Genomic DNA, 22,063 nt, shown 5'->3' on the forward strand with positions numbered 1-22,063 from the left:
CATTCTCGATTATGGAGGATGACATGGTGGCCACGGCTGCAACTGAAAATACGACACGACGCGGACGAAGTGCCCGACCCCAGCGCCGCGAGGGCGCGGTGACGGCGACGGGCGTTCCCTACATCCAGCGCAACATTCCGACCTACGACATCCTGTCGGAGGAGAACCTGCAGAAGATCGAGCGAACGGCCGATCGGATCCTCGCCGAGGTGGGCATCGAGTTCCGCGACGATCCGGTGGCGCTCGACCACTGGAAACGGGCGGGAGCAAAGGTCGATGGTCTGCTCGTCCGCTTCGAACCCGGCATGCTGAGGGAGATCGTCTCGACGGCGCCGGCGCAGTTCACCCAGCACGCGCGCAATCCGCAGAACAACGTCGAGATCGGCGGCAACAATGTCGTCTTTTCGCCGGCTTACGGTTCCCCGTTCGTCATGGACCTCGACAAGGGACGCCGCTACGGAACGATCGAGGATTTCCGCAACTTCATCAAGCTCGCCCAGTCGAGCCCGTGGCTGCACCACTCCGGCGGCACTATCTGCGAGCCTGTCGATGTTCCGGTCAACAAGCGCCATCTCGACATGGTCTACAGCCACATCAAATACTCCGACCGCGCCTTCATGGGCTCGATCACCGCGGAGGAGCGGGCCGAGGACTCGATCGAGATGGCCCGGATCCTGTTCGGCGCCGATTTCGTCGACAAGAACTGCGTCATCCTCGGCAACGTCAACGTCAACTCGCCGCTCGTCTGGGACGGCACGATGACGAATTCGCTGCGCGCCTATGCCCGCGCCAACCAGGCGGCGGTGATCGTGCCCTTCATCCTCGGCGGCGCGATGGGGCCGGTGACGAATGCCGGCGCCATCGCCCAGTCCTTTGCGGAGACGCTTGCCGGCTGCGCGCTGACGCAGCTCGAGCGCAAGGGCGCGCCGGTGATCTTCGGCAATTTCCTGTCGTCGATGTCGTTGCGCTCCGGTTCGCCGACCTTTGGGACGCCGGAACCGGCGATCGGCTCGATGGTGATCGGGCAGTTGGCCCGGCGGCTGAACCTGCCGCTGCGCTGTGCCGGCAACTTCTCCAATTCCAAGCTGCCGGACGGCCAGGCCATGCAGGAGGGCCTGATGTCGATGCTGTCGGCGGTCCATTGCGGGGCGAACTTCATCCTGCATTCGGCCGGCTTCCTCGACGGGCTGCTTGCGATGTCCTACGAGAAGTTCGTGATGGACGCCGACCTGTGCGGGGCGCTGCATTCCTATCTGGCCGGCGTCACGGTGGACGACAACACGCTCGCCATGGATGCCTTCCTAGAGGTTGGCCCGGGCAGCCATTTCCTCGGCTGCGACCATACGATGCGCAACTATCAAACCGCGTTCTGGGACTCGACGCTGTCGGACAACGAGCCGTTCGAGAAATGGAGCGAGGAGGGCGGTTCGACCGACATCGCCACCCGTGCCAACCGTCAGTGGAAGAAGACTCTGGCCGAATACGAAGCGCCGGCGCTGGACGAGGCGATCGACGAGGCACTCTGCGAGTTCGTCGACCGTCGCAAGGCCGGAATGGCCGACGCGTGGTACTGAAAACGATTGCGCCGCCGATCCGCGGCGGCGCAATTCTAAACTGCCTTAGGCCTGCACTGGTAACCCGGAAAGGGGACCGGCGGTGCGCGTCGGCACCGCCAATCGGGACGGCCTTTACTTGGCGGGTTCGGTCGCCGGCGGAGGCGTCGTGGTGTTGGTGGTCGTGTTGTTTGTCGTCGACGAGGTCGAAGTCGTGTCGACCGCGTTGGTATTATCGCGATTGGCGACCTGCTTGAGAGTCTTGAATTCAGGCGCGGCCTGAAGGGTCTCGGCCGTTTCGGTAGTGGTCAGCTTGATATCGCGACCGTCCGCGGCCTGGTTCACGCTGATGTTTTCAAACGGTACGGCGACCCATTTTTCACCGATGCCGAGGAAGCCGCCGACCCCGATCACAGCAGCGGTGATGCCACCGCTCTTTTCCATGATCAGGTCGTTGATTTTGCCGATGCTTTCATCGGCGCCGTTATAGACCGACTGGCCGATATAGGTGTTGGCGCTGATCTGATCCGGCGACTGTTCGGTCAGATAGGTCTTGTCCTTTGAAGCCATGTTGGTGTCGGTGGATGGCGCCGTGGTCTGAGCGTTGTTCATCGGCTCGGCCGGGTTGGCGCTCGTGTCAGGCGTTGCAGGCTGTGTCTCCATGCTCGGGCTGGTCTGCGGCTGGGTGGTATCCTGTGCGTAGGCAACGGGTGCCACGGCGGCACCGAGAAAAATCGCACCAGCGGCAACGGACGTGAGAAGCGTTCTGGTCATGGTAACCTGCCTTTCTTCTGCTTTGCATCAAGGAGGGGCGGCTCGCTCTTGTGCGGTCAATCCGCCCCGGCTGATGCCAGCAGAACTCATGCGGCGCGGTTTGGTTCCTCGCAATCGACAGCGCGTCGAAGCGGGTTTGTCAGTAAAAACAGCGTTCGACAGCGATTTCAGGCGATACTCGGTGCCTTGCGGCCGCCGGCGGCCAGGCCGGCTTCACAGCCTGAACACCGGCTCCGCGCGGCCGTTGACGTCGATTCCGAGGTCGAACGTCTTGCCGGCCGCAGGGTCGGCGGCGCGGGCCCGGTCGTCCATTCCCTGCCATGCCGAGGTGACGAGCAGCCGGTCTGCCTTTACACCGATGAAGGCGGGGCAACTCGGTTGGGTGGCAGGCACGGCATGGCGCCGGATCTGGACCCCGTCGGGTCGATAGACGTCGATGGTGCCAGCGCCCCAGCGGGCGTTCCAGATCAGCCCGTCGGCGTCGCATACCGATCCGTCGATGCCTCCGGGCAGGCCGTGTTGGTCGTTGAGGACTTCGGGCGCGCCGCGCGGAAGCCCGGTCTCCGGGTCGATGGCGACGCGCATCAGCCGGTTGACGGGCGTATCGGTGAAGTAGGCCGTGGCGCCGTCCGGCGCGAAGCAGATGCTGTTGGGGATTGTCACATTGGCAAACAGGCGCGTCACGGTCGTGCCGGAGACGTGATAGATGGCGCCAGCCTCCCGTTCGGCCGCTCGCCCCATGGTGCCTATCCACAGCGCGCCGCAAGGGTGGACCCGCCCGTCATTCGATCGGTTGGCGGGATTTTGTTCGATCGGGCACAGGCTCGTGAGCTTTCCGGAAGCCGTCTCGCGCACGAACAGGCCGAGGTCTGAAGCGATCAACTGGCGCGCCGGATCGATGACTGCGAGCACGCTGCCCATGAACGGCAGGTCGTGCACGCGCTTCGTCGAAGAAGAAAGCTGCAACTCGTGCAGCTTGCGCCCGGTGATATCGAACCACCAGGCGGTATCCGTCGCCGGATCATAGGTCGGTCCCTCGCCGAGTTCGCTCTGGACGTCGCAAAGGATGCTCCCGGCGAAGGGCACGATCTCGGTCATTGTCCGTCTCCGTAAACGCGATCATAGGCTTCGATGGTGTCGCGGGCGCGGTGGGCGACGTCGGCTGCCGGAAGACCCGGCTGGTAGAGGCTGGACCCGAGCCCGAAACTCCTGATGCCGACGCGCGCATAATCAGCGAAATTCTTCTCCGAAACGCCGCCGACGGCGGCAATTTCCAGGTCGGGCGGCAACACCGCGCGGATCGCCTGGATACCGGCGGGCCCGAGTACGCTGGCGGGAAAGAACTTCAGCCCGGATGCCCCGGCGCGGGCGGCGGACAGCGCTTCGGTGGGCGTAAGGACGCCGGGCATGGTCACCATGCCCTTGGCCGCGGCGAGCGAAATCACCGCGGGCTCGACGTTCGGGCTCACCATCAGCCGGCCCCCGACCGCGTCGAGCCGTTCAACGTCCTCGGTCGTCAGCACGGTGCCGGCGCCGATCAGGCACTCTTCCGGCGCCATCTTCACCGCGATCTCGATCGAGCGGAACGGCTCGGGCGAGTTCAGGGGTATCTCGATCGCGGTGAAACCGGCCTCGATCAGTGCCGCGACGACACCCTCCGTCTCGGTCGGCTTCAGGCCGCGCAGGATGGCGATCAGCGGCCGCTTCATCGCAGGGAACGGGATCCGGCTCATTGGATTGCCTTTCTATGGCTGTCTTGCATTCGGATTCAGATCGCCCACAGGGCGCGCGCGGCGACGGCCAGCCCTGCGCGGACCGCCGCGTCGGCATCGATGACGACCGGCTCGATACCGGCGATCTCGAATGCGCTCTCGTAGAGCGAGCCGAGCGAGCCGGCAGCGACGAGCGTCACCGGTGTGCCGGGCTCGGCCGCCTCGAGGGCGCCGGCGACTTCAAGGCCGATCAGCGTTCCGGAGATATGGGCCTTCGCATCCGCCGGCGAAAGGCCGTGCAGCAGCGCCCCGGAACGGGCGCCGAAGAGGAGATTGCTGGCCAGCGCCGGGTCGCGGATGATATCGGCGACGGCCTGCCGGAAGGCGGTGCTGTCGCCGTCGACGGCGCCTGCCTCCGCGATCGAGTGACGGAGGATCGTATGGTTCGCCACTGCTTCGAAGAGTTCGCCGGTCATGAAGGTGGAAAACCGGGTGACGCTGTCGCCGGCGACGTGCACCCACTTGCTGTGCGTCCCGGGCATGCACACGAGCCGGTGCCCTTCGGGACGTTCGGCGAGCGCCCCGAGAAGCTGCGTTTCCTCTCCTCGCATTACGTCCGGACGCGCCGGGTGGCGCTGGGCGAGGCCCGGCAGGATGCGGATGTCGGCGAGGGGATCGGGGACGCGGACGGCGGCGGACGGGATGGCGCCGAGCGCTGCTGGAACGTCGAGATAACCGGCCTCCACCCAGCCCTGGCGAGCGCCCGCCATGCCGCAGACGATCACCGGCAGCCCCGCCGGCGCCGACACCGCCTGGCAATGGCGGGCCAGTATGCTGGCGAAGCCGGCTGTCGCGGCGACTGTCATGCCTTCGTCGCTGCGGCGTTCGGCCAGCACGGCACCATCGTGCCCTGTCAGCCAGAGCCGGAAGCTGGACGTACCCCAATCGACCGCGACATAGGCAGGTTTCGCCATCAGAGCACTCCCCCGTCGACGATGATGGATTGGGCGGTGATCGAAGCTGACGCTTCGGAGGCGAGGAACAGGCACGGACCGACGATGTCCTGCGGCGACAGGGATCGCTTGAGGCACTGTTGCTTCACCATCGAAGCGATCGCTGCCTCGTCCACCCACAGCCGCAACTGCCGCTCGGTCAGCACCATGCCCGGCAGGATCGCGTTGACGCGGATATTGTCGGGACCAAGTCTTCCGGCAAGCGACTTGGTCAGGCCGACGATACCGGCCTTGGCGGTTGCGTAGGCCGGCAATTCGCCCATGTTGAGCAGGTAGGCGATCGACGCGAAGTTGATGATCGAGCCTCCGCCGGCCGCCTGCATCGCCGGCACGACCGCCTGTGTCGCGAAGAACACGTGGCGGAGGTTCACGGCCTGGCTCTCGTCCCAATCGCCCGGCGTCAGCTCGGCGAGTTCGTGCCGGTCGTCGCGTGCGGCATTGTTGACAAGCACCTTGACGGGGCCGGTCACGGCAAGCGCTTCCGCGATCGCCGCCTTGTAGGCGTCGATGTCCCGGACGTCGACCTCGAAGTATCGCGGCGAATGCAAGACCTCCGTCGCAAGCCGCCGAGCGAGGTCGCGGCTTGCGGCCTCGGCAATGTCGAAGAAGGCGACGCGCGCTCCCTGCCGGGCAAACGCCTCGACGAGGGCCGCGCCAATTCCCGAACCCCCGCCCGAGACCAACACGCCGCGCTCACGAAGGTCCGGATAGGAAGCGGCGCTGACGGACATTTCGGGTTCCTTCCCGGAGGGACGCGCTAGCTTGTTCCATTATGTGGAACTTGGTTTAATTATATGGAATTATGAAGCCGGAGCGGCAGTTGTCAAGCAAGGGGCGGAGACAGGATATGGCCGAAGGTGACGAAACTGAAGTCCGTGCAGCGAACACCGGGACGCTTGGCAAGGCCATGGCCGTTCTCGAACTCGTCGCGCTGGCGGACCGGCCGCTGCGCTTTACCGAAATCCTCGCTCGGGCCGGACAGCCGCGCGCCACGCTGCATAGGCAACTCGGCCATCTCGTCGAGGAGGGGCTGCTCGAGCTCAACGCGGACCTTTGCTACGAGCCCGGCCTGCGCATGCTCAAACTCGCCTCCGCCAGCTGGGCCCGCAGCGATCTGCGCCGGCTTGCCGCGCCGCATCTGCAGGCGCTGCATGAACTGACGGGCGAGACGGTTCATCTCGGCGTGCTGAGGGATGCCGAGATCATCTATCTCGACAAGGTCGAGAGCCGGCAGGCGGTTCGCATGGCCTCGCAGGTCGGCAAGACCTCCCCCGCCCATTGTACCGGCGTCGGCAAGGCGGCGCTGTCGCTTCTCTCGGCCGAACGATTGCATCGCCTGTTCGGGGGTGTGGAGCTGCTGGGCTTCACGCCGACAACCATTACGGCGCGCGACGCGCTCGAGGCGGAACTGGCGCTGATTCGCGAGGTGGGACATGCCTTCGATCGCGAGGAGCACGAGGCCGGCATCCGATGCGTCGCTGCGGCGATCTCGGACCAGCAGAAGACGTTCGTCGGCGGGATCTCCGTAACCGGGCCGGCCTATCGGGTCGGTGAGGACGTGCTGCAGGCCTGGGCACCGCTCGTGCGCAATGCCGCGGCGGCGATTTCCGAGGAAATTGCCGTCCGCCTTGGACCGCGCCCGTGACGGCTGCCGACAGGTGACCTGCGGCATTCTGATACAGATCTGGACATTTTCGAAACCGATTTTCTGTAAACCGGAAAAACCTGCTGGACGGACAACGAGGGGTATGTTTAGCCTCCGCCCCTGATTGAACATTTCTGGGTGCTTTGCTTCCTGTCGTTGCAGGCCACGAGCCGGAGCTGTTCCTAGCTCAAGTCGGAGGACGGTCGGGTCGAAAACGTGGTCCGGCGCGCGAAAGTAACGGGATGACCGAACATCTGGCAAAACTCGCACCAACGACGCCCGCCCGCTGGGCGCGCCGTTTTGCCGACGTCGGGTCTGAACATGAAGTTGCGAGCCTTTTGTCCGAGGTCGCCAAGGATTACGGACTTGCCGGCTACCTGTTGATCAACGTGCCCTCCAGCACATCGACCGAAATTTCGGCCCATGTGCTGATGACGACCTGGCCGGCCGAGATGCTGAAGGACTATGATCGCGACGGGCTGATCCTCGGCAGCCCGGTCATTCATCGCCTGCGCCGCAGCACCAATCCCTTTGCATACGAAGCCGACAGCACCAACAGCAGCCGGCCGGATGGCAAGGCGCAACTGGCGATCCGCCTCTTTGGCCGTTATGGCATGCCGCGCGGCGCCTACTTTCCCGCCCACAATCCGCTCGGCCGGCGCGGAGCGCTGTCTTTCGGCGGCGACCGTGCGGCTCTCACCCACATGGAAATGGCTGAATTGAACGGCATCGCCAATCTGGCCTTCACGAAGGTGACCGACTTCCGCCCCGACGACCGTGTGGCGGCGTCGTTGTCCAGACGCGAGGTCGAATGTCTCTCGTGGGCCTCGGCCGGCAAGACGAGCGTCGAAATTTCGGGAATTCTCGGTCTCTCCGAGTATACGGTCAATCATTACCTGAACCGGGCGACCCGCAAGCTGGATGCGGTCAATCGCGTGCAGGCGGTGGTAAAGGCCATCCGGGCCGGGTTGCTGAATTGACCGGAAACATCAAACAGGGCCGATGTCGGAATTCTCGTTCCGCGAACGCGCGGCGGAGCGGGGTGCATGGATGCAGGACGAAATGACGGTAGAAGAAGCAAGTCAGGATCAACTGAGGGGGCAGCATGCCGGTGCGGAGATTGCCGGCCTTGAGACCCAGTTCGATATCGTGCGGTTCCTGCGACGGACCGGCGAGGCGTTTTCGTTGACGCATTTCATGGTCTTCTCGCTGCCGGGCTTCGACGGCGAGAAGATCTCGGCGCACTCCATCGTCAGCAACTGGCCTGCCGAGGTGATCGCCCGGTATGACGCGCTGCAGATGGTCCGCCGCAGCGCCGGCATCGGCAAGCTGCGGACGACGACGGTCCCGTTCTCTTACGACATGACGGATTGGATCGACGATGCCGCAAAAGGCTAGGAGCTGTCCGAACTGGCCGAACTCATGCGCCTGCACGGCATGCTTGCCGGGCACTTCTTCCCCGTGCACGACGCGTTCGGAAATCGCGGCGCCGTCGTCTGGAGCGGTCAGGCGAACACGCTGAGCTACGGCGATCGCCTCGAGCTGCAGATGGTTTCGATCCAGATATTCAACCGGCTGGCCGAGATCGGTGCAGCCTGGAAGACCGGGCAGGTGGTGCTGACCGAGCGGGAGACGGAATGCCTGCGCTGGACGGCGGCGGGCAAGACCAGCGTCGAGATCGCCGAAATCCTCGGTCTGTCGGAGCACACCGTAAACCACTATCTCAATCAGGTGACCCGCAAGCTCACGGCCGTCAACCGGACCCAGGCCGTGGTGAAGGCGATCCGGCGCGGCCTGATCGCCTGACCAGACGACTATCACCTGCTCCGGACGCGCGTGCTTCGGTCGGGCATCTTGTCGCAAGGGCAGCGGGTGCACGGGAGTTGGGCCGAAAATCGTTCCGCTTCGAGCAGGAATGCGCTATCAACGGCCAAAGACTACTGGCGAGGCTTGCATGATGGACGTTTCGAAGGACCAGGTACTGGAAAAGCTGAAGACGGTTCGTGGCCCGGGAATGGAAGGCAACATCGTCGACCTCGGGCTCGTCTCGGACGTTTTCATTTCCAATGACAAGGTATATTTCTCCATCACCGTGCCGGCGGAGCGGGCCAAGGAACTCGAGCCGATGCGGGCCGCGGCCGAGCGCGTGGTGCGCAGCATTCCAGGTATCGCGGGCGCCATGGTGGCGCTGACGGCCGACAAGAAGGCCGGCGCAGCAGCGGCTCCCGTGTCGCGTCCGTCGCCGGCGGCGCGGCCGCAGCCGGGTCCCGCCCATCCCGCCCCGGGCCAGCCGCCTCAACGTACCAAGACCGGAGTTCCGGGCGTCAACGCCATCATCGCCGTGGCCTCGGGCAAGGGCGGCGTCGGCAAGTCGACCACCTCGGTCAACCTGGCGTTGGGTCTGAAGGCGAACGGCCTCCGCGTCGGGATTCTCGACGCCGACATCTACGGCCCGTCGATGCCGCGGCTGCTCGGAATTTCCGGCCGCCCGCAGCAGATCGAGAACCGCATCATCGTTCCGATGGAAAACTACGGCGTCAAGGTGATGTCGATGGGCTTCCTTGTCGACGAGGAGGTGGCGATGATCTGGCGCGGCCCGATGATCCAGTCGGCGCTGATGCAGATGCTGCGGGAGGTGGCCTGGGGTGACCTCGACGTGCTTGTCGTCGACATGCCCCCGGGAACCGGCGATGCCCAGCTGACCATGGCCCAGCAGGTGCCGCTGGCCGGCGCCGTCATCGTTTCCACGCCGCAGGACCTTGCCTTGATCGACGCCCGCAAGGGCTTGAACATGTTCAACAAGGTTGAGGTGCCCGTGCTCGGCATCGTGGAGAACATGAGCTACTTCATCGCCCCCGACACCGGCAACCGATATGACATTTTCGGCCACGGCGGAGCGCGCCGAGAGGCCGAGAAGATCGGCGTGCCGTTCCTGGGCGAGGTGCCGCTGACGATGGATATCCGCGAAACCTCCGACGCCGGAACGCCGGTGGTGGTCTCCAATCCGGAAGGCGCGGCGGCAAGGACCTATCGCGACATCGCAGCGCGCGTCTGGCAGGGGCTGCAGGCCCGGCAGGCGGCCGGCGGACGGTCTGCGCCGAGCATCGTGTTTGAATGAACAGGCGACAGCGCCGCGCCCACCAAGGAGTCGTTGCAGCGCTTCGGGTTGCGGCATGGTCTTGAAGGGGCCTGCCGCAAACGAGCCATTGCGTGAATCGGCCGGGGCTTGATTTCGGTGCGGCGCCGCGCAATATGCGCATCCGGCTCGCGTCCTGAGCCTGGCGCCAGACGCGGCAAAGGTGTTGGTCTGGTATTCGTCGGAGCCACCCGCAGGTGATCACGGTTTATCGTTCCAACGGGGAAGCACGGCTTCTGTCGCCGGAGCTGTCGGCGGATCTCCAATCGGTACCGGCGGGTATCGTGTGGGTGGATCTGGTTTCGCCCACCCCGGAGGAGGACGCCTTCGTCGAAAGAATTCTCGGGATCGACGTACCGACCCGTGACGAACTGAAGGACATCGAGCCGTCGAGCCGGCTTTATTACGAAAACGGCACAGTCTACATGACGGCGTCGCTGGTCTGGAAGGCCGAAAGCGACCAGCCGGAGCTGACCGACGTGGCCTTCGTCCTGACCGAGCGCTTCCTGCTGACGATCCGTTACGCCGAGCCGCGGGCCTTCGAGCTCTTCAAGGGGGCGATGCCGCGTCTGGCAGGCGGGTGCGGCTCGGGCACGGTGATGATCGCGCGCCTGATGGAGACGATCGTCGACCGCACCGCGGAAATCCTGGAAATGTCCGTCACGCGGGCCGACACGCTTTCTCTCCAGGTTTTTGGCGACAAGCAGCACATCAAGCGGCGGCCGCCGCGATACCTCGAGGATCGGCTGATCGCCGTCTCGGCGCTGCATCGCCTCGTCGCCAAGACCCGCGACAGCCTGATGTCGCTGTCGCGCCTGATGACCTTCCTCTACGCCGCGCCGCTGCTCCAGCACGATCCCGAAAGCCGCGAACTCTGCCGAACGGTTTCGCGCGACATCCAGTCTCTGTCAGAGCACGCGAACTTCATCGCCAGCAACATTTCGTTCCTGCTCGACGCCTCGCTTGGCCTGATCAACCTTGAGCAGAACCAGATCATCAAGATATTCTCGATCGCCTCGGTCGTGTTGCTGCCGCCGACCTTGATCGCCTCGGTCTATGGCATGAACTTCGAGTTCATGCCGGAACTGCACGTTCCTTACGCCTACCCGGTGGTGCTCGGCGCCATGATTTTGTCCGCCGTCGTGCCATTTATCTACTTTCGCTGGAAAGGCTGGCTCTAGAGAGCCTGATCGCAGCCATGCAGCATACCGAAGCCCACACTGCCGACGGACACGGCCGGGCGCGCACCCTGTTCGCCCTGGCGCTCGGATCCGTTGGCGTCGTCTACGGCGACATCGGCACGAGCCCCCTCTATGCCTTCCGCGAGGCGCTGCGGCCGATCGCCCATGACGGCGTCACCTGGAACGAGATCGTCGGGCTGATTTCGCTGATGATCTGGGCGCTGACGATCATCGTCACCCTGAAATACGTGCTGTTTCTGCTTCGCGCCGACAATCATGGCGAAGGCGGAACGCTCTCGCTGCTGGCGCTGCTGATGAAGACGGCCGACCGTCAGAAGGTCGTTCTCTTCTTCATGGGGCTCGCCGGCGCCGCCCTGTTCATCGGCGACGCCATGATCACGCCGGCGCTGTCGGTGCTCTCCGCGGTGGAGGGCCTGAAGCTTGTGGCGCCGGACCTGTCCGATTACGTCGTTCCGATCTCCGTGCTGATCCTCGTCGTCCTGTTCGCGGTGCAGTCCTGGGGGACGGATGCCGTCTCGAGGTTCTTCGGGCCGGTCACGGCGCTGTGGTTCATCGTCATGGCGGTGGCCGGGGCCTTGCATCTGCGCGACGATCTCAGCATCCTCGCCGCCTTCAATCCCTATTATGCGGCAACCTTCCTCTACACCGACGGCTATCTGGGCTTCGTGGTTCTCGGCGCCGTGTTCCTGACCGTGACCGGTGCCGAGGCGCTCTACGCCGATCTTGGCCATTTCGGCCGGCGGCCGATCCAGTGGGCCTGGTTCTGCCTGGTGTTTCCGGCGCTGACGCTGAACTATCTCGGCCAGGGGGCGCTGGTGCTGAAGCAGCCGGAGGCGATGGGCGACCCGTTCTACCTGCTGTTTCCGAAGTGGGCGCTTTTGCCGGCGGTCATCCTGGCGACGGCGGCGACGATCATCGCCAGCCAGGCTGTCATCACCGGCGCCTTTTCGATCACCCGGCAGGCCATTCACCTCGGCTTCCTGCCGCGCATGGAGATCTTCCACACCTCAGCCACCCAGACGGGCCAGATCTACCTGCCGGCCGTGAACGCCATCCTGCTGTTCGGCGTCATGCTGCTTGTCTTCCTCTTCCGCTCATCGGAGGGATTGGCGACGGCCTACGGAATTTCGGTCACCGGCGCGATGATCGTGACGACCGTGCTGGCGTTCGAGTTCGTGCGCATGCGCTGGCGCTGGAAGCCGGCCACTGCAGGACTGGTGCTGCTGCCGCTGTTCCTGCTTGAACTGACGTTCCTCGGCGCCAACTTGCTGAAAATCCACGATGGCGGTTACGTGCCGATTCTCATCGCCTCCCTGTGCATCCTCCTGATGTGGACCTGGGTGCGCGGAACCAAGCTGCTGCGTGAAAAGACCCGCCACATCGAGGTGCCGTTGGAGCTCTTCGTCAAGTCCATCGAGAAGAAGAGCGCGCATGCACCAGTCTCCGTCCCGGGCACGGCGATCTTCCTCACTAGCGACCCGGAATCGGCGCCGGCGGCCCTCCTGCACAACATCAAGCACAACCACGTGCTGCACGAGCAGAACTACATCCTGACGATCACCTCGACCAACAGTCCGAAGGTCCCGCCGTCCGAACGCTGCAGCATGCAGCGGATCTCCGACCGCTTCGCGCGCATCCAGATTCGCTTCGGCTTCATGGAGACCCAGAATGTCTCCCAGGCGCTTGGTCATTTCCGCAAGTCGGGGGTGAAGTTCGACATCATGTCGACCTCCTTCTATCTCGGGCGGCGCAAGCTGGTACCGGATCGTCACTCCGGCATGCCCTATTGGCAGGATCGGCTCTACATCACCATGGCGAACGCGGCGATCGACCCCTCGGACTATTTCCGCCTGCCGACCAACCGGGTCGTCGAGCTCGGTTCGCAGGTCATCATCTGACGGGTTTGCGCCAGTCAAACCTGGCGCCCCTTCCGGATCGGTTCATGCTCCGGTTCGTCGGCGTCGGTGTGATCGCCTTGCCCAGGCGATCTGCGTTAACCGTCCATCAAGGTTAATTCTTCATTCTCCGCAAATGAGATGAGCCGAACCCGCCGCGCTTCTTGCGGGTCGGCTTCAGCAAAAGTTTCGCCAGCAGGTCAAGCGTGCCGGCTCGCCGCGCGCCGATCGCGCTCGGCCGCGTGTTAGTCGGAGAGTGCTTGCGTATGCGTAGCGTTGGTAAGATGAAGCAGGCGCTGTGGCGCCGTGACCGGCTTGCTCCCCTGATGCTGGGACTTTCTCTCTATGCTGCGCTTCCTGCGGCCACCGGCCATGCGGACCTCGCCACGTTCCTTGCCGGCATCAACCGGAAGGGCGGCAGCCAGCAGGTCGTGATGACCCGCGCGCCAGCCGGTTCGATCCACGCCGTCGACGTGGCGTTCAATGATCCGATCACCACCGGCGCGCTTTCCGGCGGCGCCGGCCTCGAACTCCCGGGCGGCAGCGAGGCGTCCTTGCTGAACGCCCGCAAGGGGGAGGGGGGGAGCCCCGACGAGGACCGCGTCACGCGCGGCCAGAAAAAGCGGCGCATCGTCGCCGTGACGCCGGTGGCGCCGCCCAAGGCATTTTCGGCCGGATCGGTGCTTGACCGCCAGGCGTCTCTGTTGCTGCCAAGCTTCGACGGTTCTGACCGGATGCGCTTCGTCGCCCCGAAGATCAAGGGCAAGGAACTCGAGATCGCCACGGCTTTCTACCGGACGAAGAAGGCCGAGGAGGATCCAGGTGTTCCCGCCATGCTGGCCGACCTCGTCACCAATGATCGCGCCGACATTCTCGCAACCGCCTACGCGCCGCCGCAGCCCGACTACGCGCGCGTTTCGCCGTTCGATTCGATCCTGTCGAAGAAGGACGACGCCGCCGGCGGCCGTTTCATCCCCCAGATCTCGGAGAATGACCACGCCTGGGCGGCCACCGCGCTGCCGCCGACCGTCTTCTCGGCAGCCGAGCAGAAATGCCTGACCGCCGGCATCTATTTCGAGGCGCGCGGCGAGCCGTTGAAGGGACAGGCGGCCGTCGCCCAGGTCATCCTGAATCGCGTCCGCAATCCTGCCTATCCCAACACGGTCTGCGGGGTCGTCTACCAGGGCGAGAAGCTGCGCACCGGCTGCCAGTTCTCCTTCACCTGCGACGGCATACCCGACGTCGTGCTTGCTCCCTGGCATTGGAAGACCGCGCGGGAGATCGCGATGGCGGTCACCGCCGGCAAGATCTGGCTGCCGGAGGTGGGGTCGGCGACGCATTATCACGCCAACTACGTCAAGCCGAACTGGGGCCCGACGATGGCGCGGGTCGCGACGATCGGCAAGCACATCTTCTATCGTACCTACGGCGGCGGCTGGATCTGAGTCCCGGCTGCTCGCGCCGGGGCGCGGCAAGTCGGCGCGGCCTGGGGGCGATTCCTTCCGATCCGGACAGCGAGATTCGCCTGATCGGTGATAAGTTACTGAAATTGTTTGATTAATTTCGCACTGGTCAAAGCTTCGCCCCGCCTTGACTATGCAAGCCCCTAAAACTATGTTGCGCCCGACTTCAAACGGGCCTGAAGCTGGCTTAAAACCTACCCGTGAATTTGTCCGCAATAGGGCGCCTAGCGCCGTGGACAGGGAAGGATAGCGCCATGCAGGGCAGCGGAAAAGAGAGTCTGGAAGAGAGATTGCAGCGTCTCGAAGCCGAACTGGCGGAAAGACGCAGGGACGAAGCCGATGGCGACGCCGCGGATGAGAAGGCAGCCGAAAGCCGCAAGGGCTACGCGGTGGCCGTAAAGCTCTCCAGCGAGTTCGTCGCCGCGGTAATTGTCGGGGCGCTTCTGGGCTATCTGCTGGACCGGTTCGCCGGAACGGCGCCGTGGGGCATGATCGTGCTCCTGCTGCTCGGCTTCTGTGCCGGGGTGCTGAACGTGATGCGGTCGGCGGGTATGGTGGCGTCGCCCCATCCGGTCGACAGGATGGCCGGCAGGGATGCCGGCGACAAGGCGAACAAGGACAGCGGCTGAGCTGCCCTGATGGATGAAGGAATACCCGCCTGACGGCGGCAAACGAGAGAGATTAGCGGTGTCCAACGATCCGACCCATCAGTTTCTGGTCAACAAGATTGTTCCGATCGAAATTGGCGGAATCGACTTCTCCTTCACCAATGCGTCGCTGTTCATGGTGGCTTCGGCCGCTGTCGCGGCGGGCTTTCTGTACATGACGACCTCGCAGCGCGGCATCATCCCGAGCCGCATGCAGTCGGTGTCGGAAATGTCCTACGAGTTCATCGCCTCGATGCTGCGCGAAGGCGCCGGCAGCAGCGGCATGAAGTTCTTCCCGATGGTCTTCTCGCTGTTCATGTTCATCCTGACGGCGAACCTTCTCGGCATGATGCCCTACTTCTTCACGGTCACCAGCCAGATCATCGTCACCTTCGCGCTGGCCCTGCTCGTCATTGGCACGGTCATTCTGTACGGTTTCTACAAGCACGGCTTCGGCTTCCTGAAGCTGTTCGTTCCACAGGGCGTCCCCGGCGCCTTGCTTCCGCTGGTCGTCGCGATCGAGATCATCTCGTTCCTGTCGCGTCCGATCAGCCTTTCCGTCCGTCTCTTCGCCAACATGCTGGCGGGGCACATCACGCTCAAGGTGTTCGCAGGCTTCGTAGCCTCGCTCGGAGCCCTTGGCGCGCTCGGTGTCGGCGGTGCGGTGCTTCCCCTCATGATGACGGTCGCCCTGACCGGTCTCGAGTTCCTCGTGGCATTCCTGCAGGCCTACGTCTTTGCGGTACTGACGTGCATGTACCTCAATGACGCTGTGCATCCGGGCGGCCACTAAGGAGAAAGTCGTTGGTGCGTTCCGCACCAGTCCAAGCCGCAACAACCCATTCGAAGGAGTTCATCATGGAAGCGGAAGCAGCAAAGTACATCGGCGCAGGTCTCGCATGCTTTGGCATGGCCGGCACGGCCCTCGGCCTCGGCAACATCTTCGGCAACTACCTGTCCGGCGCACTGCGCAATCCGTCTGCTGCTGACGGCCAGTTCGGCCGCCTCGTATTCGGCTTTGCCGTTACGGAAGCTCTGGGCATCTTCTCGCTGCTCATTGCTCTGCTGCTGCTCTTCGCCGTCTGATACCGGCTCGAAGACCGGACCACGGCTCCCCGCGAGTCGTGGTCCGCTTGATATTTGAGTGCACCTGGAGGTGAGCATGTCTGCGACCCCGGCCAAGGCCGAGTCCACCCCAATCACGATCGCTCAGGCCGAGACCACGACGCAAACGCACAGCGCCGCTCCGGCTGGCGATGCGCAGGGCGCCGCCGCCCCGGCCGGCGAACTGCACACCGAAACGGGTGTCGCCCACGGCGAGCAACCCGGCAAGGGCGTGTTTCCGCCGTTCGACCAGTCGACCTTCGCCTCCCAGGTCCTGTGGCTGGCGATCACCTTCGGGCTGTTCTACCTGATCATGTCCAAGGTCATCGTGCCGCGCATCGGCTCGATCCTGGAGACGCGGCATGACCGCATCGCCCAGGACCTCGACGAGGCGTCCCGCCTGAAGTCAGAGGCCGACAGCGCGATTGCAACCTATGAGCAGGAACTCGCCGACGCCCGCGCCAAGGGCCACGCGATCGCTTCCGAAGCGCGCGACGCCGCCAAGGCCAAGGCCGAGGCCGAGCGCCTGAAGATCGAAGAGAGCCTGAACGCCAAGATCGCCGCTGCCGAGGACCGGATTGCCGGCATCAAGGAAAAGGCGTTGGCCGATGTCGGCGCGATCGCCGAGGACACTGCGGCGGCGGTCGTCGAGCAGTTGATCGGCGGCAAGGCGACCAAGGCCGAGATCGCGGCGGCGGTCAAGCTGGCAGCGAAGTAAGGAGCGGGACCATGGCATTCGACGCAACGTTCTACGCCTTTGTCGGCCTCGTTCTCTTCCTGGCCCTGATCGTCTACCTCAAGGTACCGGGTACGATGGGCAAGGCCCTCGACCAGCGTGCCGAGAAGATCGCCAATGAACTGGCGGAAGCCAAGCGGCTGCGCGAGGAGGCCCAGAGCCTGCTCGCCGAGTACCAGCGCAAGCGCAAGGAGGCGGAAGCCGATGCGGCCGCCATCGTCGCTACCGCACAGCGCGAGGCTGAGGCCCTGACGGCCGAAGCCAAGCAGAAGAGCGAGGAGTACGTCGCTCGTCGCACGCTGCTGTCCGAGCAGAAGATCAAGCAGGCCGAGGCCGATGCGATCAACGCCGTTCGCTCCGCAGCCGTCGACCTCGCAATCAGCGCCGCCGAAAAGGTCATCGCCGGCAAGGCCGACACGGCCGCCAGCAAGACGCTGTTCGACAGCGCCGTCTCGGAAGTGAAGACGCGCCTGAACTGACGGCATTCGCCTCTGCGGGAAAGATCAAAGGCCGGAGCGATCCGGCCTTTTTTGTTTCTCGGCTTACAAGATCCTGCCCCTAGCGCCGAGCTGCGCCGGCGTCGGCTGCCTCGGCCTGCCGCCGTGATCCAGACGAGCGCGGGCCGCGGTTCGAAGCGCGTTTGGATCGCAGCGTAATCCGCAATTCGCAGCCCTGGCAGTTTTCCCTATGCGTCGGTTCAGCGCAAGATGGCTTCTGCCATAGGGGCATGCGACAGGGTTGTAGGGCGATCTTCCATGCTGTGGGACGCAGAGGCGAGTAGACTGCGCGGCCGTTCCGGACAGCGGACTTCGTTGCGCGCGGGCGTTGGACCTCAGTCGAGCGGGTCCGGACGGAACGGGCGGAACGACAGGCGGTGGAGGGCGCAGGGGCCGAGTTGGCCGATCGCGTCGCGATGGCGTTCGGTGGCATAGCCGGCATGGCTGTCGAAGCCGTAGCCGGGATAGCTGTTTTCGGCGCAGGTCATCATCCGGTCGCGAACCACCTTGGCGACGATGGAGGCGGCGGCGATCGACAGCACGCGGGCGTCCCCTTTCACCACTGCGCGGCCGCCGCAGGGAAGTCCCGGCGGAACGTCGAGCCCATCGGTCAGGACGAGGCCGGGGCGGACCGGCAGGCCGCAGACGGCACGCCGCATCGCGTCCAGGCTCGCCTTGCGGATGTCGGTCCGGTCGATGCGGCGGGCACTGCTGGAGGCGACGGAGACCAGGGCGGTCGAAAGGATCGCCGTGAACAGCTCTTCTCGCTTTATGGCGGTCAGTTGCTTGGAATCATGCAGGCCGTCGGGGATTCTCTCCGGATCGAGGACGACGGCCGCCGCCACCACCGGACCCGCCAGGGGGCCGCGGCCGGCTTCGTCGGCGCCTGCGACTGGCCATTGCCCGGCCTTCCGCGCCGACAGCTCCATGTGGAAGTCCGGCCCTTCGGGCAGTTCGAAGAGGAGGGGGGAATCGGTGGCCGCGCGACGAGACATGCGGCGACCCTCGCACGACCGACCGATTCCCTGCAAGTCCCCCGGCGAGGCGACACCGGGGAACGTCGACATTGCGCGGGGATGAGCAATGTCGAAATGTGCGGCGGCAAACGACGCCGCAATTCATGCTTGCTGCCGCAGGATGCCGCGGCACGGTGCTACCCCGTCCCGGAGCCGGCAGGCCAGCATCGCTTGCCGCTCAGCCGCTACGTCAGGCTGCCTGCTGACACGACCGCCGGGCGGTCGCGAGCCGCAACGCCCCCGCCGTCGCCGGGAGGTGTGGCGACATGGTCTACCTGCCGACCGCGCCCCCCTGCGCCTGTGCTGCACTGCGCGTGCTACAGCAGCGAAAGCTGCACGCCGCTGCCCGACGGAGGAACGAAAAGCTCGGTCGAGAGGCTGCGGCGGACCCGGTTGAGCTTCAGGCGCTTCGCCGCGAGCTCGAACCGCCGGGCGATCTGCCAGGCGTAGGGACCGGCGCCCTTCATCCGCTTGCCGAACTCCGCGTCATAGTCCTTGCCGCCGCGCATCGAGCGTATCAGCGACATCACATGCCGGTAGCGGTCCGGGTACTCCCGCAGCAGCCAGTCGCGGAACAGCGGGCTGACCTCGAGCGGCAGGCGCAACAGGACGTAGCTCGCCTCCTGCGCGCCGGCCGTCTTGCCGGACTCTAGGATGCGTTCAAGCTCGTGGTCGGTCAGGCCGGGGATGATCGGCGCCGCCATCACGCTGACCGGCACGCCCGCGTCAGAAAGCGTGCGCATCGCCTCCAGTCGCCGGGCGGGCGTTGCGGCCCGGGGCTCCATGCTGCGCGCCAGCTTGCGGTCAAGCGTCGTCACGGACAGACCGACCCAGGCGAGGCCGCGCGCCGCCATGCGCGATAGGATGTCGACATCGCGCATCACGAGCGCCGACTTGGTGACGATCGAGACCGGATGATTTGCGGCTTCCAGCACCTCGAGGATCTGGCGCATGATCCCCCATTCCTTTTCGATCGGCTGGTAGGGATCGGTGTTGGTGCCGATTGCGATGACCCGCGGCCGGTAGCCGGGCTTCGAAAGCTCGCGCTCGAGCAGCCGCGGCGCGTTAGGCTTGGCAAACAGCCGGGACTCGAAATCCAGTCCCGCGGACAGCCCCATGAAGGCGTGCGTCGGGCGGGCGAAGCAGTAGATGCAGCCGTGCTCGCAGCCGCGATAGGGATTGACCGAGCGGTCGAACGGAATGTCGGGCGACTCGTTGCGGGAAATGATGCTGCGAGGCTTTTCCACCTGCACTTCGGTCTTGAACGGCGGCAGGTCCTCCAGCGATTCCCACCCATCATCGAAGCGCTCGCGACTCTGCTGCTCGAAGCGGCCGGAGAAATTGAGGCCTGCCCCGCGTCCGCGACGCCGATCGATATCGATGCGCAGGCCGCTTTGCGTCATCAGCGCGTCGGCAATATCGGCCGTGTTGGCAGGTGCAAGCGCACCCTGCCTGAGGCTGGACAGCTCGGTCATCGGGGTTCTCCGTCGGGGGGAATCGGCCCCCTTCAATGCTTTTATTCCTAGCAGCCGAAAGAGAACAATACAAGAACAAAGTTGCGGCCGCTGATGCCGATCTAGTCAGTGTGTCGCCGGAGATGGCCCGCCGCTTGCTTTTGGTTCGGTAGCGTTGCCGATCGCAATGGGTTAAGGGTCAGTCATGCTGACTGTCATGCTGGAATGCAACGACGATGAGGCCGAACTGGCGCAGACCCTGGCTGCGCTGGTTCCGGCTGCCGTGGACGGGCTGGTGCGGGACGTCGTGGTGCTCGACCATGGTTCCCGCGACGGCTCTGCGGATGTCGCGGATGCGGCCGGTTGCCGGTTCCTGACCGATTGGGACCTGCCGGAGGTCATTGCGGCGGCGCGGGGCGAGTGGTTGCTGCTGCTGGAGCCCGGGGCGCGTCCCTTGAACGGCTGGGTGGAAGCTGTCGCCGAACATGTTTCGACCAGCAAGGCAGCGGTGCGGTTTTCCGTAGCGCGCGATCACCGCCGCACGTTCCTGCAGCGGCTCATCGGCAAGGGCACGGTTCTGGAGGAGGGCTTGCTGATGCCGAAGGGGCAGGCGGGCGCGACCATGCGTTCCGGCATGGGACTGGAGCAACTGGCCACGGCGGCGCGGCCCCGCAGGCTTGTCGCCGAGATCGTCCCCGCCTGGGCCGTCCGTGACAAGCGGCAATAGCCGTTTCCTAAGGCGCCTTTCGCAACAGCGAAAATCGTGACCGGGTTACTTCCGCTTCAGGTGCTCGTCCAGCCGCGGCATGATCTCCACGAAGTTGCAGGGCATGTGGCGATAGTCGAGCTGCGAGGCGAGGATGCCGTCCCAGGCGTCGCGGCAGGCGCCCGGGGAGCCGGGCAGCACGAAGATGTAGGTCGCGTTCGCCACCCCGCCGGTGGCGCGTGACTGGATCGTCGAGGTGCCGATCTTGTCGTAGGAGAGGCGGTGGAAGACTTCGGAGAACCCGTCCATCTTCTTCTCGAACAGCGGCTCCAGCGCCTCGGGCGTCACGTCCCGGCCGGTGAAGCCGGTTCCGCCGGTGGTGATCACGACATCGATGCCCGCGTCCTTTGTCCACGCCTCAACCTGGGCCCGGATCGCCCCCTTGTCGTCCGGCACGATGGCGCGGGCGGCGAGTCGGTGGCCGGCCGTCTCGAGCCGCTCCACGAGCGTGTCGCCCGAGCGGTCGTCGGCTGCCGTTCGGGTGTCCGAAACCGTCATCACGGCGATTGCGAGGGGGATGAAGGGTCTCGTTTCGTCAAGCCGCGCCATGATCCTGCCTCCCGTCAAGCGTTTGCGTTGCGACGACGAACCAATCCGGATGGGCGTCTTCCAGAGCGGCGGCAGCGTCGCGTGCCATCTCGATCGTATCGTAAAGCCCGAAACAGGTGGCCCCCGACCCGGACATCCGCACCAGCCGCGGAGCGGTCGTTTCGAGCCTGGCGCGTACCGCCTCGATTTCCCGGCACAACAGGCGGGCGGGAGCCTCCAGGTCGTTGCGCATCCCGCTCATGGCGGCGAGCCAGTCGGCGCCACTAGAGCCCCTCTCGGGAAGAGCCAGCGGTGGATTGTGCCGTTCGGAAAGCCGCCGGAAGATCTCCGGTGTCGCAACGCCGACGAGCGGGTTGACCAGCACCAGCGCAAACGAGGGCAGCGTCTGCAGCAGGGTGATCCTCTCGCCGATGCCCCGGGCGACCAGCGGCCGCGCCGCCAGGCACATCGGCACGTCGGCGCCGAGTTCCAGCGCCAGATCCGCAAGCTCGCGTTCAGGGATTGCGGCGGTCCAATGCCGGACGAGCCCGCGCAGCGCTGCCGCGGCGTCGGCCGAGCCGCCGCCGATGCCGGATGCGACCGGCAGGTTCTTCTCCAGATGCAGGTGGACGGGCGGGGCGGCGACCTGCCTGGCCGAAAGCGCTCCGCGCAGCCGGTCGCGTGCCCGGAGCACGAGGTTGTCGGCGTTATCAAGCTGGGCTGCAAAGCGGCCGGAGATCGTGAAGCGGTCCGTCTCGGCGGGAGCGATCGAAACCCGGTCGCCAAAACGCGTGAAGGTCACCAGCATGTCGAGCAGATGGTAACCGTCTGCACGCTGGCCGACGACATGCAGGGCCAGGTTGATCTTTGCGGGGGCAGGCTCCGTGATCGCGAAGCCCATGCCGTCTGCTGCCATGGCCGG

At 65.1% G+C, this 22,063-nt stretch carries 24 protein-coding genes; 15 read left to right on the plus strand and 9 right to left on the minus strand.

Features of this window, described 5'->3' with window-relative positions:
- The first annotated feature begins 23 nt into the window (after window positions 1-23).
- On the plus strand, window positions 24-1,574 hold the full coding sequence (locus tag C7449_RS00320; RefSeq protein WP_108000796.1) for a trimethylamine methyltransferase family protein: 1,551 nt from the start codon (window positions 24-26) through the stop codon (window positions 1,572-1,574).
- A gap of 114 nt (window positions 1,575-1,688) precedes the next feature.
- Here the strand turns inward: C7449_RS00320 and C7449_RS00325 are convergent, their stop codons facing one another.
- The 5 genes from C7449_RS00325 to C7449_RS00345 form a co-directional block, all read right to left on the minus strand.
- Window positions 1,689-2,327 (minus strand): PRC-barrel domain-containing protein, encoded by a 639-nt coding sequence (locus tag C7449_RS00325; RefSeq protein WP_108000797.1) that lies wholly within the window; start codon window positions 2,325-2,327, stop codon window positions 1,689-1,691.
- Window positions 2,328-2,540: 213 nt separating this feature from the next.
- Entirely contained in the window at window positions 2,541-3,425 is an 885-nt protein-coding gene (locus C7449_RS00330; protein ID WP_108000798.1) for an SMP-30/gluconolactonase/LRE family protein, read from the minus strand.
- Window positions 3,422-4,060 carry a 2-dehydro-3-deoxy-6-phosphogalactonate aldolase gene (locus tag C7449_RS00335; RefSeq protein ID WP_108000799.1) on the minus strand — a complete coding sequence of 213 codons (639 nt, stop codon included), beginning with the start codon at window positions 4,058-4,060 and terminating at the stop codon, window positions 3,422-3,424. The genes C7449_RS00330 and C7449_RS00335 overlap by 4 nt, the downstream gene beginning before the upstream one ends.
- 35 nt (window positions 4,061-4,095) lie before the next feature.
- Window positions 4,096-5,013, minus strand: coding sequence for a 2-dehydro-3-deoxygalactonokinase (locus C7449_RS00340; protein ID WP_108000800.1), 918 nt, complete (start codon window positions 5,011-5,013; stop codon window positions 4,096-4,098).
- On the minus strand, window positions 5,013-5,783 hold the full coding sequence (locus C7449_RS00345) for an SDR family NAD(P)-dependent oxidoreductase (RefSeq protein ID WP_108000801.1): 771 nt from the start codon (window positions 5,781-5,783) through the stop codon (window positions 5,013-5,015). The genes C7449_RS00340 and C7449_RS00345 overlap by 1 nt, the downstream gene beginning before the upstream one ends.
- 116 nt (window positions 5,784-5,899) lie before the next feature.
- On the opposite strand from C7449_RS00345, the gene C7449_RS00350 reads away from it, so the two are divergent.
- The 13 genes from C7449_RS00350 (at window position 5,900) to C7449_RS00410 (ending at window position 17,359) form a co-directional block, all read left to right on the plus strand.
- The gene (locus tag C7449_RS00350) at window positions 5,900-6,697 is read left to right on the plus strand and encodes an IclR family transcriptional regulator (protein ID WP_108000802.1); all 798 of its coding nucleotides are present in this window, start codon (window positions 5,900-5,902) and stop codon (window positions 6,695-6,697) included.
- 242 nt (window positions 6,698-6,939) lie between these two features.
- Window positions 6,940-7,677: a helix-turn-helix transcriptional regulator gene (locus tag C7449_RS00355; RefSeq protein ID WP_108000803.1), complete on the plus strand. Its 738-nt coding sequence runs from the start codon at window positions 6,940-6,942 to the stop codon at window positions 7,675-7,677.
- An 82-nt stretch (window positions 7,678-7,759) separates the two neighbouring features.
- Window positions 7,760-8,095 (plus strand): autoinducer binding domain-containing protein, encoded by a 336-nt coding sequence (locus tag C7449_RS00360; protein ID WP_146165027.1) that lies wholly within the window; start codon window positions 7,760-7,762, stop codon window positions 8,093-8,095.
- 24 nt (window positions 8,096-8,119) lie between these two features.
- On the plus strand, window positions 8,120-8,503 hold the full coding sequence (locus tag C7449_RS00365; protein ID WP_108000805.1) for a helix-turn-helix transcriptional regulator: 384 nt from the start codon (window positions 8,120-8,122) through the stop codon (window positions 8,501-8,503).
- 148 nt (window positions 8,504-8,651) lie between these two features.
- Window positions 8,652-9,815, plus strand: coding sequence for an iron-sulfur cluster carrier protein ApbC (gene apbC / locus C7449_RS00370; RefSeq protein ID WP_108000806.1), 1,164 nt, complete (start codon window positions 8,652-8,654; stop codon window positions 9,813-9,815).
- Between the two features lie 215 nt (window positions 9,816-10,030).
- Window positions 10,031-11,014, plus strand: a complete 984-nt coding sequence (locus C7449_RS00375) for a magnesium transporter CorA family protein (RefSeq protein WP_108000807.1) — start codon at window positions 10,031-10,033, stop codon at window positions 11,012-11,014.
- A gap of 17 nt (window positions 11,015-11,031) precedes the next feature.
- The gene (locus C7449_RS00380; protein ID WP_108000808.1) at window positions 11,032-12,933 is read left to right on the plus strand and encodes a potassium transporter Kup; all 1,902 of its coding nucleotides are present in this window, start codon (window positions 11,032-11,034) and stop codon (window positions 12,931-12,933) included.
- A 263-nt stretch (window positions 12,934-13,196) separates the two neighbouring features.
- The gene (locus C7449_RS00385) at window positions 13,197-14,375 is read left to right on the plus strand and encodes a cell wall hydrolase (protein WP_108000809.1); all 1,179 of its coding nucleotides are present in this window, start codon (window positions 13,197-13,199) and stop codon (window positions 14,373-14,375) included.
- A gap of 272 nt (window positions 14,376-14,647) precedes the next feature.
- The gene (locus tag C7449_RS00390) at window positions 14,648-15,022 is read left to right on the plus strand and encodes an AtpZ/AtpI family protein (RefSeq protein ID WP_108000810.1); all 375 of its coding nucleotides are present in this window, start codon (window positions 14,648-14,650) and stop codon (window positions 15,020-15,022) included.
- Between the two features lie 58 nt (window positions 15,023-15,080).
- Window positions 15,081-15,833: a F0F1 ATP synthase subunit A gene (locus tag C7449_RS00395; RefSeq protein WP_108000811.1), complete on the plus strand. Its 753-nt coding sequence runs from the start codon at window positions 15,081-15,083 to the stop codon at window positions 15,831-15,833.
- A 65-nt stretch (window positions 15,834-15,898) separates the two neighbouring features.
- Window positions 15,899-16,126 carry a F0F1 ATP synthase subunit C gene (locus C7449_RS00400; RefSeq protein ID WP_108001374.1) on the plus strand — a complete coding sequence of 76 codons (228 nt, stop codon included), beginning with the start codon at window positions 15,899-15,901 and terminating at the stop codon, window positions 16,124-16,126.
- A 76-nt stretch (window positions 16,127-16,202) separates the two neighbouring features.
- Window positions 16,203-16,862, plus strand: a complete 660-nt coding sequence (locus C7449_RS00405) for a F0F1 ATP synthase subunit B (RefSeq protein ID WP_108000812.1) — start codon at window positions 16,203-16,205, stop codon at window positions 16,860-16,862.
- Between the two features lie 11 nt (window positions 16,863-16,873).
- Window positions 16,874-17,359, plus strand: coding sequence for a F0F1 ATP synthase subunit B (locus C7449_RS00410; protein ID WP_108000813.1), 486 nt, complete (start codon window positions 16,874-16,876; stop codon window positions 17,357-17,359).
- Window positions 17,360-17,712: 353 nt separating this feature from the next.
- Here C7449_RS00410 and C7449_RS00415 read toward each other — a convergent pair whose 3' ends face one another.
- Both C7449_RS00415 and C7449_RS00420 read right to left on the minus strand, forming a co-directional pair.
- The gene (locus tag C7449_RS00415) at window positions 17,713-18,372 is read right to left on the minus strand and encodes a ribonuclease HII (RefSeq protein WP_108000814.1); all 660 of its coding nucleotides are present in this window, start codon (window positions 18,370-18,372) and stop codon (window positions 17,713-17,715) included.
- Window positions 18,373-18,710: 338 nt separating this feature from the next.
- On the minus strand, window positions 18,711-19,868 hold the full coding sequence (locus C7449_RS00420) for a PA0069 family radical SAM protein (RefSeq protein ID WP_108000815.1): 1,158 nt from the start codon (window positions 19,866-19,868) through the stop codon (window positions 18,711-18,713).
- A 184-nt stretch (window positions 19,869-20,052) separates the two neighbouring features.
- On the opposite strand from C7449_RS00420, the gene C7449_RS00425 reads away from it, so the two are divergent.
- Window positions 20,053-20,574, plus strand: coding sequence for a glycosyltransferase family protein (locus C7449_RS00425; protein ID WP_108000816.1), 522 nt, complete (start codon window positions 20,053-20,055; stop codon window positions 20,572-20,574).
- Between the two features lie 45 nt (window positions 20,575-20,619).
- Here the strand turns inward: C7449_RS00425 and moaB are convergent, their stop codons facing one another.
- Together moaB and C7449_RS00435 are read right to left on the minus strand one after the other, a co-directional pair.
- A complete protein-coding gene (moaB, locus tag C7449_RS00430; RefSeq protein ID WP_108000817.1) occupies window positions 20,620-21,162 on the minus strand; it encodes a molybdenum cofactor biosynthesis protein B in 543 nt (180 codons plus the stop codon).
- The gene (locus C7449_RS00435; protein WP_108000818.1) at window positions 21,149-22,057 is read right to left on the minus strand and encodes a 4-(cytidine 5'-diphospho)-2-C-methyl-D-erythritol kinase; all 909 of its coding nucleotides are present in this window, start codon (window positions 22,055-22,057) and stop codon (window positions 21,149-21,151) included. The genes moaB and C7449_RS00435 overlap by 14 nt, the downstream gene beginning before the upstream one ends.
- Window positions 22,058-22,063: the final 6 nt, after the last annotated feature.

This window comes from Mycoplana dimorpha (assembly GCF_003046475.1).
Lineage (GTDB): Bacteria > Pseudomonadota > Alphaproteobacteria > Rhizobiales > Rhizobiaceae > Mycoplana > Mycoplana dimorpha.

Excerpts from the sequence above, each read along its gene's own strand:
- C7449_RS00425 (WP_108000816.1), top strand. The coding sequence starts at position 20,053 with ATGCTGACTGTCATGCTGGAATGCAACGACGATGAGGCCGAACTGGCG.
- C7449_RS00380 (WP_108000808.1), top strand. The coding sequence starts at position 11,032 with ATGCAGCATACCGAAGCCCACACTGCCGACGGACACGGCCGGGCGCGC.
- C7449_RS00385 (WP_108000809.1), top strand. The coding sequence starts at position 13,197 with ATGCGTAGCGTTGGTAAGATGAAGCAGGCGCTGTGGCGCCGTGACCGG.
- C7449_RS00365 (WP_108000805.1), top strand. The coding sequence starts at position 8,120 with ATGCGCCTGCACGGCATGCTTGCCGGGCACTTCTTCCCCGTGCACGAC.
- C7449_RS00435 (WP_108000818.1), bottom strand. The coding sequence starts at position 22,057 with ATGGCAGCAGACGGCATGGGCTTCGCGATCACGGAGCCTGCCCCCGCA.
- C7449_RS00405 (WP_108000812.1), top strand. The coding sequence starts at position 16,203 with ATGTCTGCGACCCCGGCCAAGGCCGAGTCCACCCCAATCACGATCGCT.
- C7449_RS00390 (WP_108000810.1), top strand. The coding sequence starts at position 14,648 with ATGCAGGGCAGCGGAAAAGAGAGTCTGGAAGAGAGATTGCAGCGTCTC.
- C7449_RS00420 (WP_108000815.1), bottom strand. The coding sequence starts at position 19,868 with ATGACCGAGCTGTCCAGCCTCAGGCAGGGTGCGCTTGCACCTGCCAAC.
- C7449_RS00415 (WP_108000814.1), bottom strand. The coding sequence starts at position 18,372 with ATGTCTCGTCGCGCGGCCACCGATTCCCCCCTCCTCTTCGAACTGCCC.
- C7449_RS00325 (WP_108000797.1), bottom strand. The coding sequence starts at position 2,327 with ATGACCAGAACGCTTCTCACGTCCGTTGCCGCTGGTGCGATTTTTCTC.
- C7449_RS00345 (WP_108000801.1), bottom strand. The coding sequence starts at position 5,783 with ATGTCCGTCAGCGCCGCTTCCTATCCGGACCTTCGTGAGCGCGGCGTG.
- C7449_RS00335 (WP_108000799.1), bottom strand. The coding sequence starts at position 4,060 with ATGAGCCGGATCCCGTTCCCTGCGATGAAGCGGCCGCTGATCGCCATC.
- C7449_RS00330 (WP_108000798.1), bottom strand. The coding sequence starts at position 3,425 with ATGACCGAGATCGTGCCCTTCGCCGGGAGCATCCTTTGCGACGTCCAG.
- C7449_RS00350 (WP_108000802.1), top strand. The coding sequence starts at position 5,900 with ATGGCCGAAGGTGACGAAACTGAAGTCCGTGCAGCGAACACCGGGACG.
- C7449_RS00320 (WP_108000796.1), top strand. The coding sequence starts at position 24 with ATGGTGGCCACGGCTGCAACTGAAAATACGACACGACGCGGACGAAGT.
- moaB (WP_108000817.1), bottom strand. The coding sequence starts at position 21,162 with ATGGCGCGGCTTGACGAAACGAGACCCTTCATCCCCCTCGCAATCGCC.
- apbC (WP_108000806.1), top strand. The coding sequence starts at position 8,652 with ATGATGGACGTTTCGAAGGACCAGGTACTGGAAAAGCTGAAGACGGTT.
- C7449_RS00355 (WP_108000803.1), top strand. The coding sequence starts at position 6,940 with ATGACCGAACATCTGGCAAAACTCGCACCAACGACGCCCGCCCGCTGG.
- C7449_RS00400 (WP_108001374.1), top strand. The coding sequence starts at position 15,899 with ATGGAAGCGGAAGCAGCAAAGTACATCGGCGCAGGTCTCGCATGCTTT.
- C7449_RS00340 (WP_108000800.1), bottom strand. The coding sequence starts at position 5,013 with ATGGCGAAACCTGCCTATGTCGCGGTCGATTGGGGTACGTCCAGCTTC.
- C7449_RS00410 (WP_108000813.1), top strand. The coding sequence starts at position 16,874 with ATGGCATTCGACGCAACGTTCTACGCCTTTGTCGGCCTCGTTCTCTTC.
- C7449_RS00360 (WP_146165027.1), top strand. The coding sequence starts at position 7,760 with ATGACGGTAGAAGAAGCAAGTCAGGATCAACTGAGGGGGCAGCATGCC.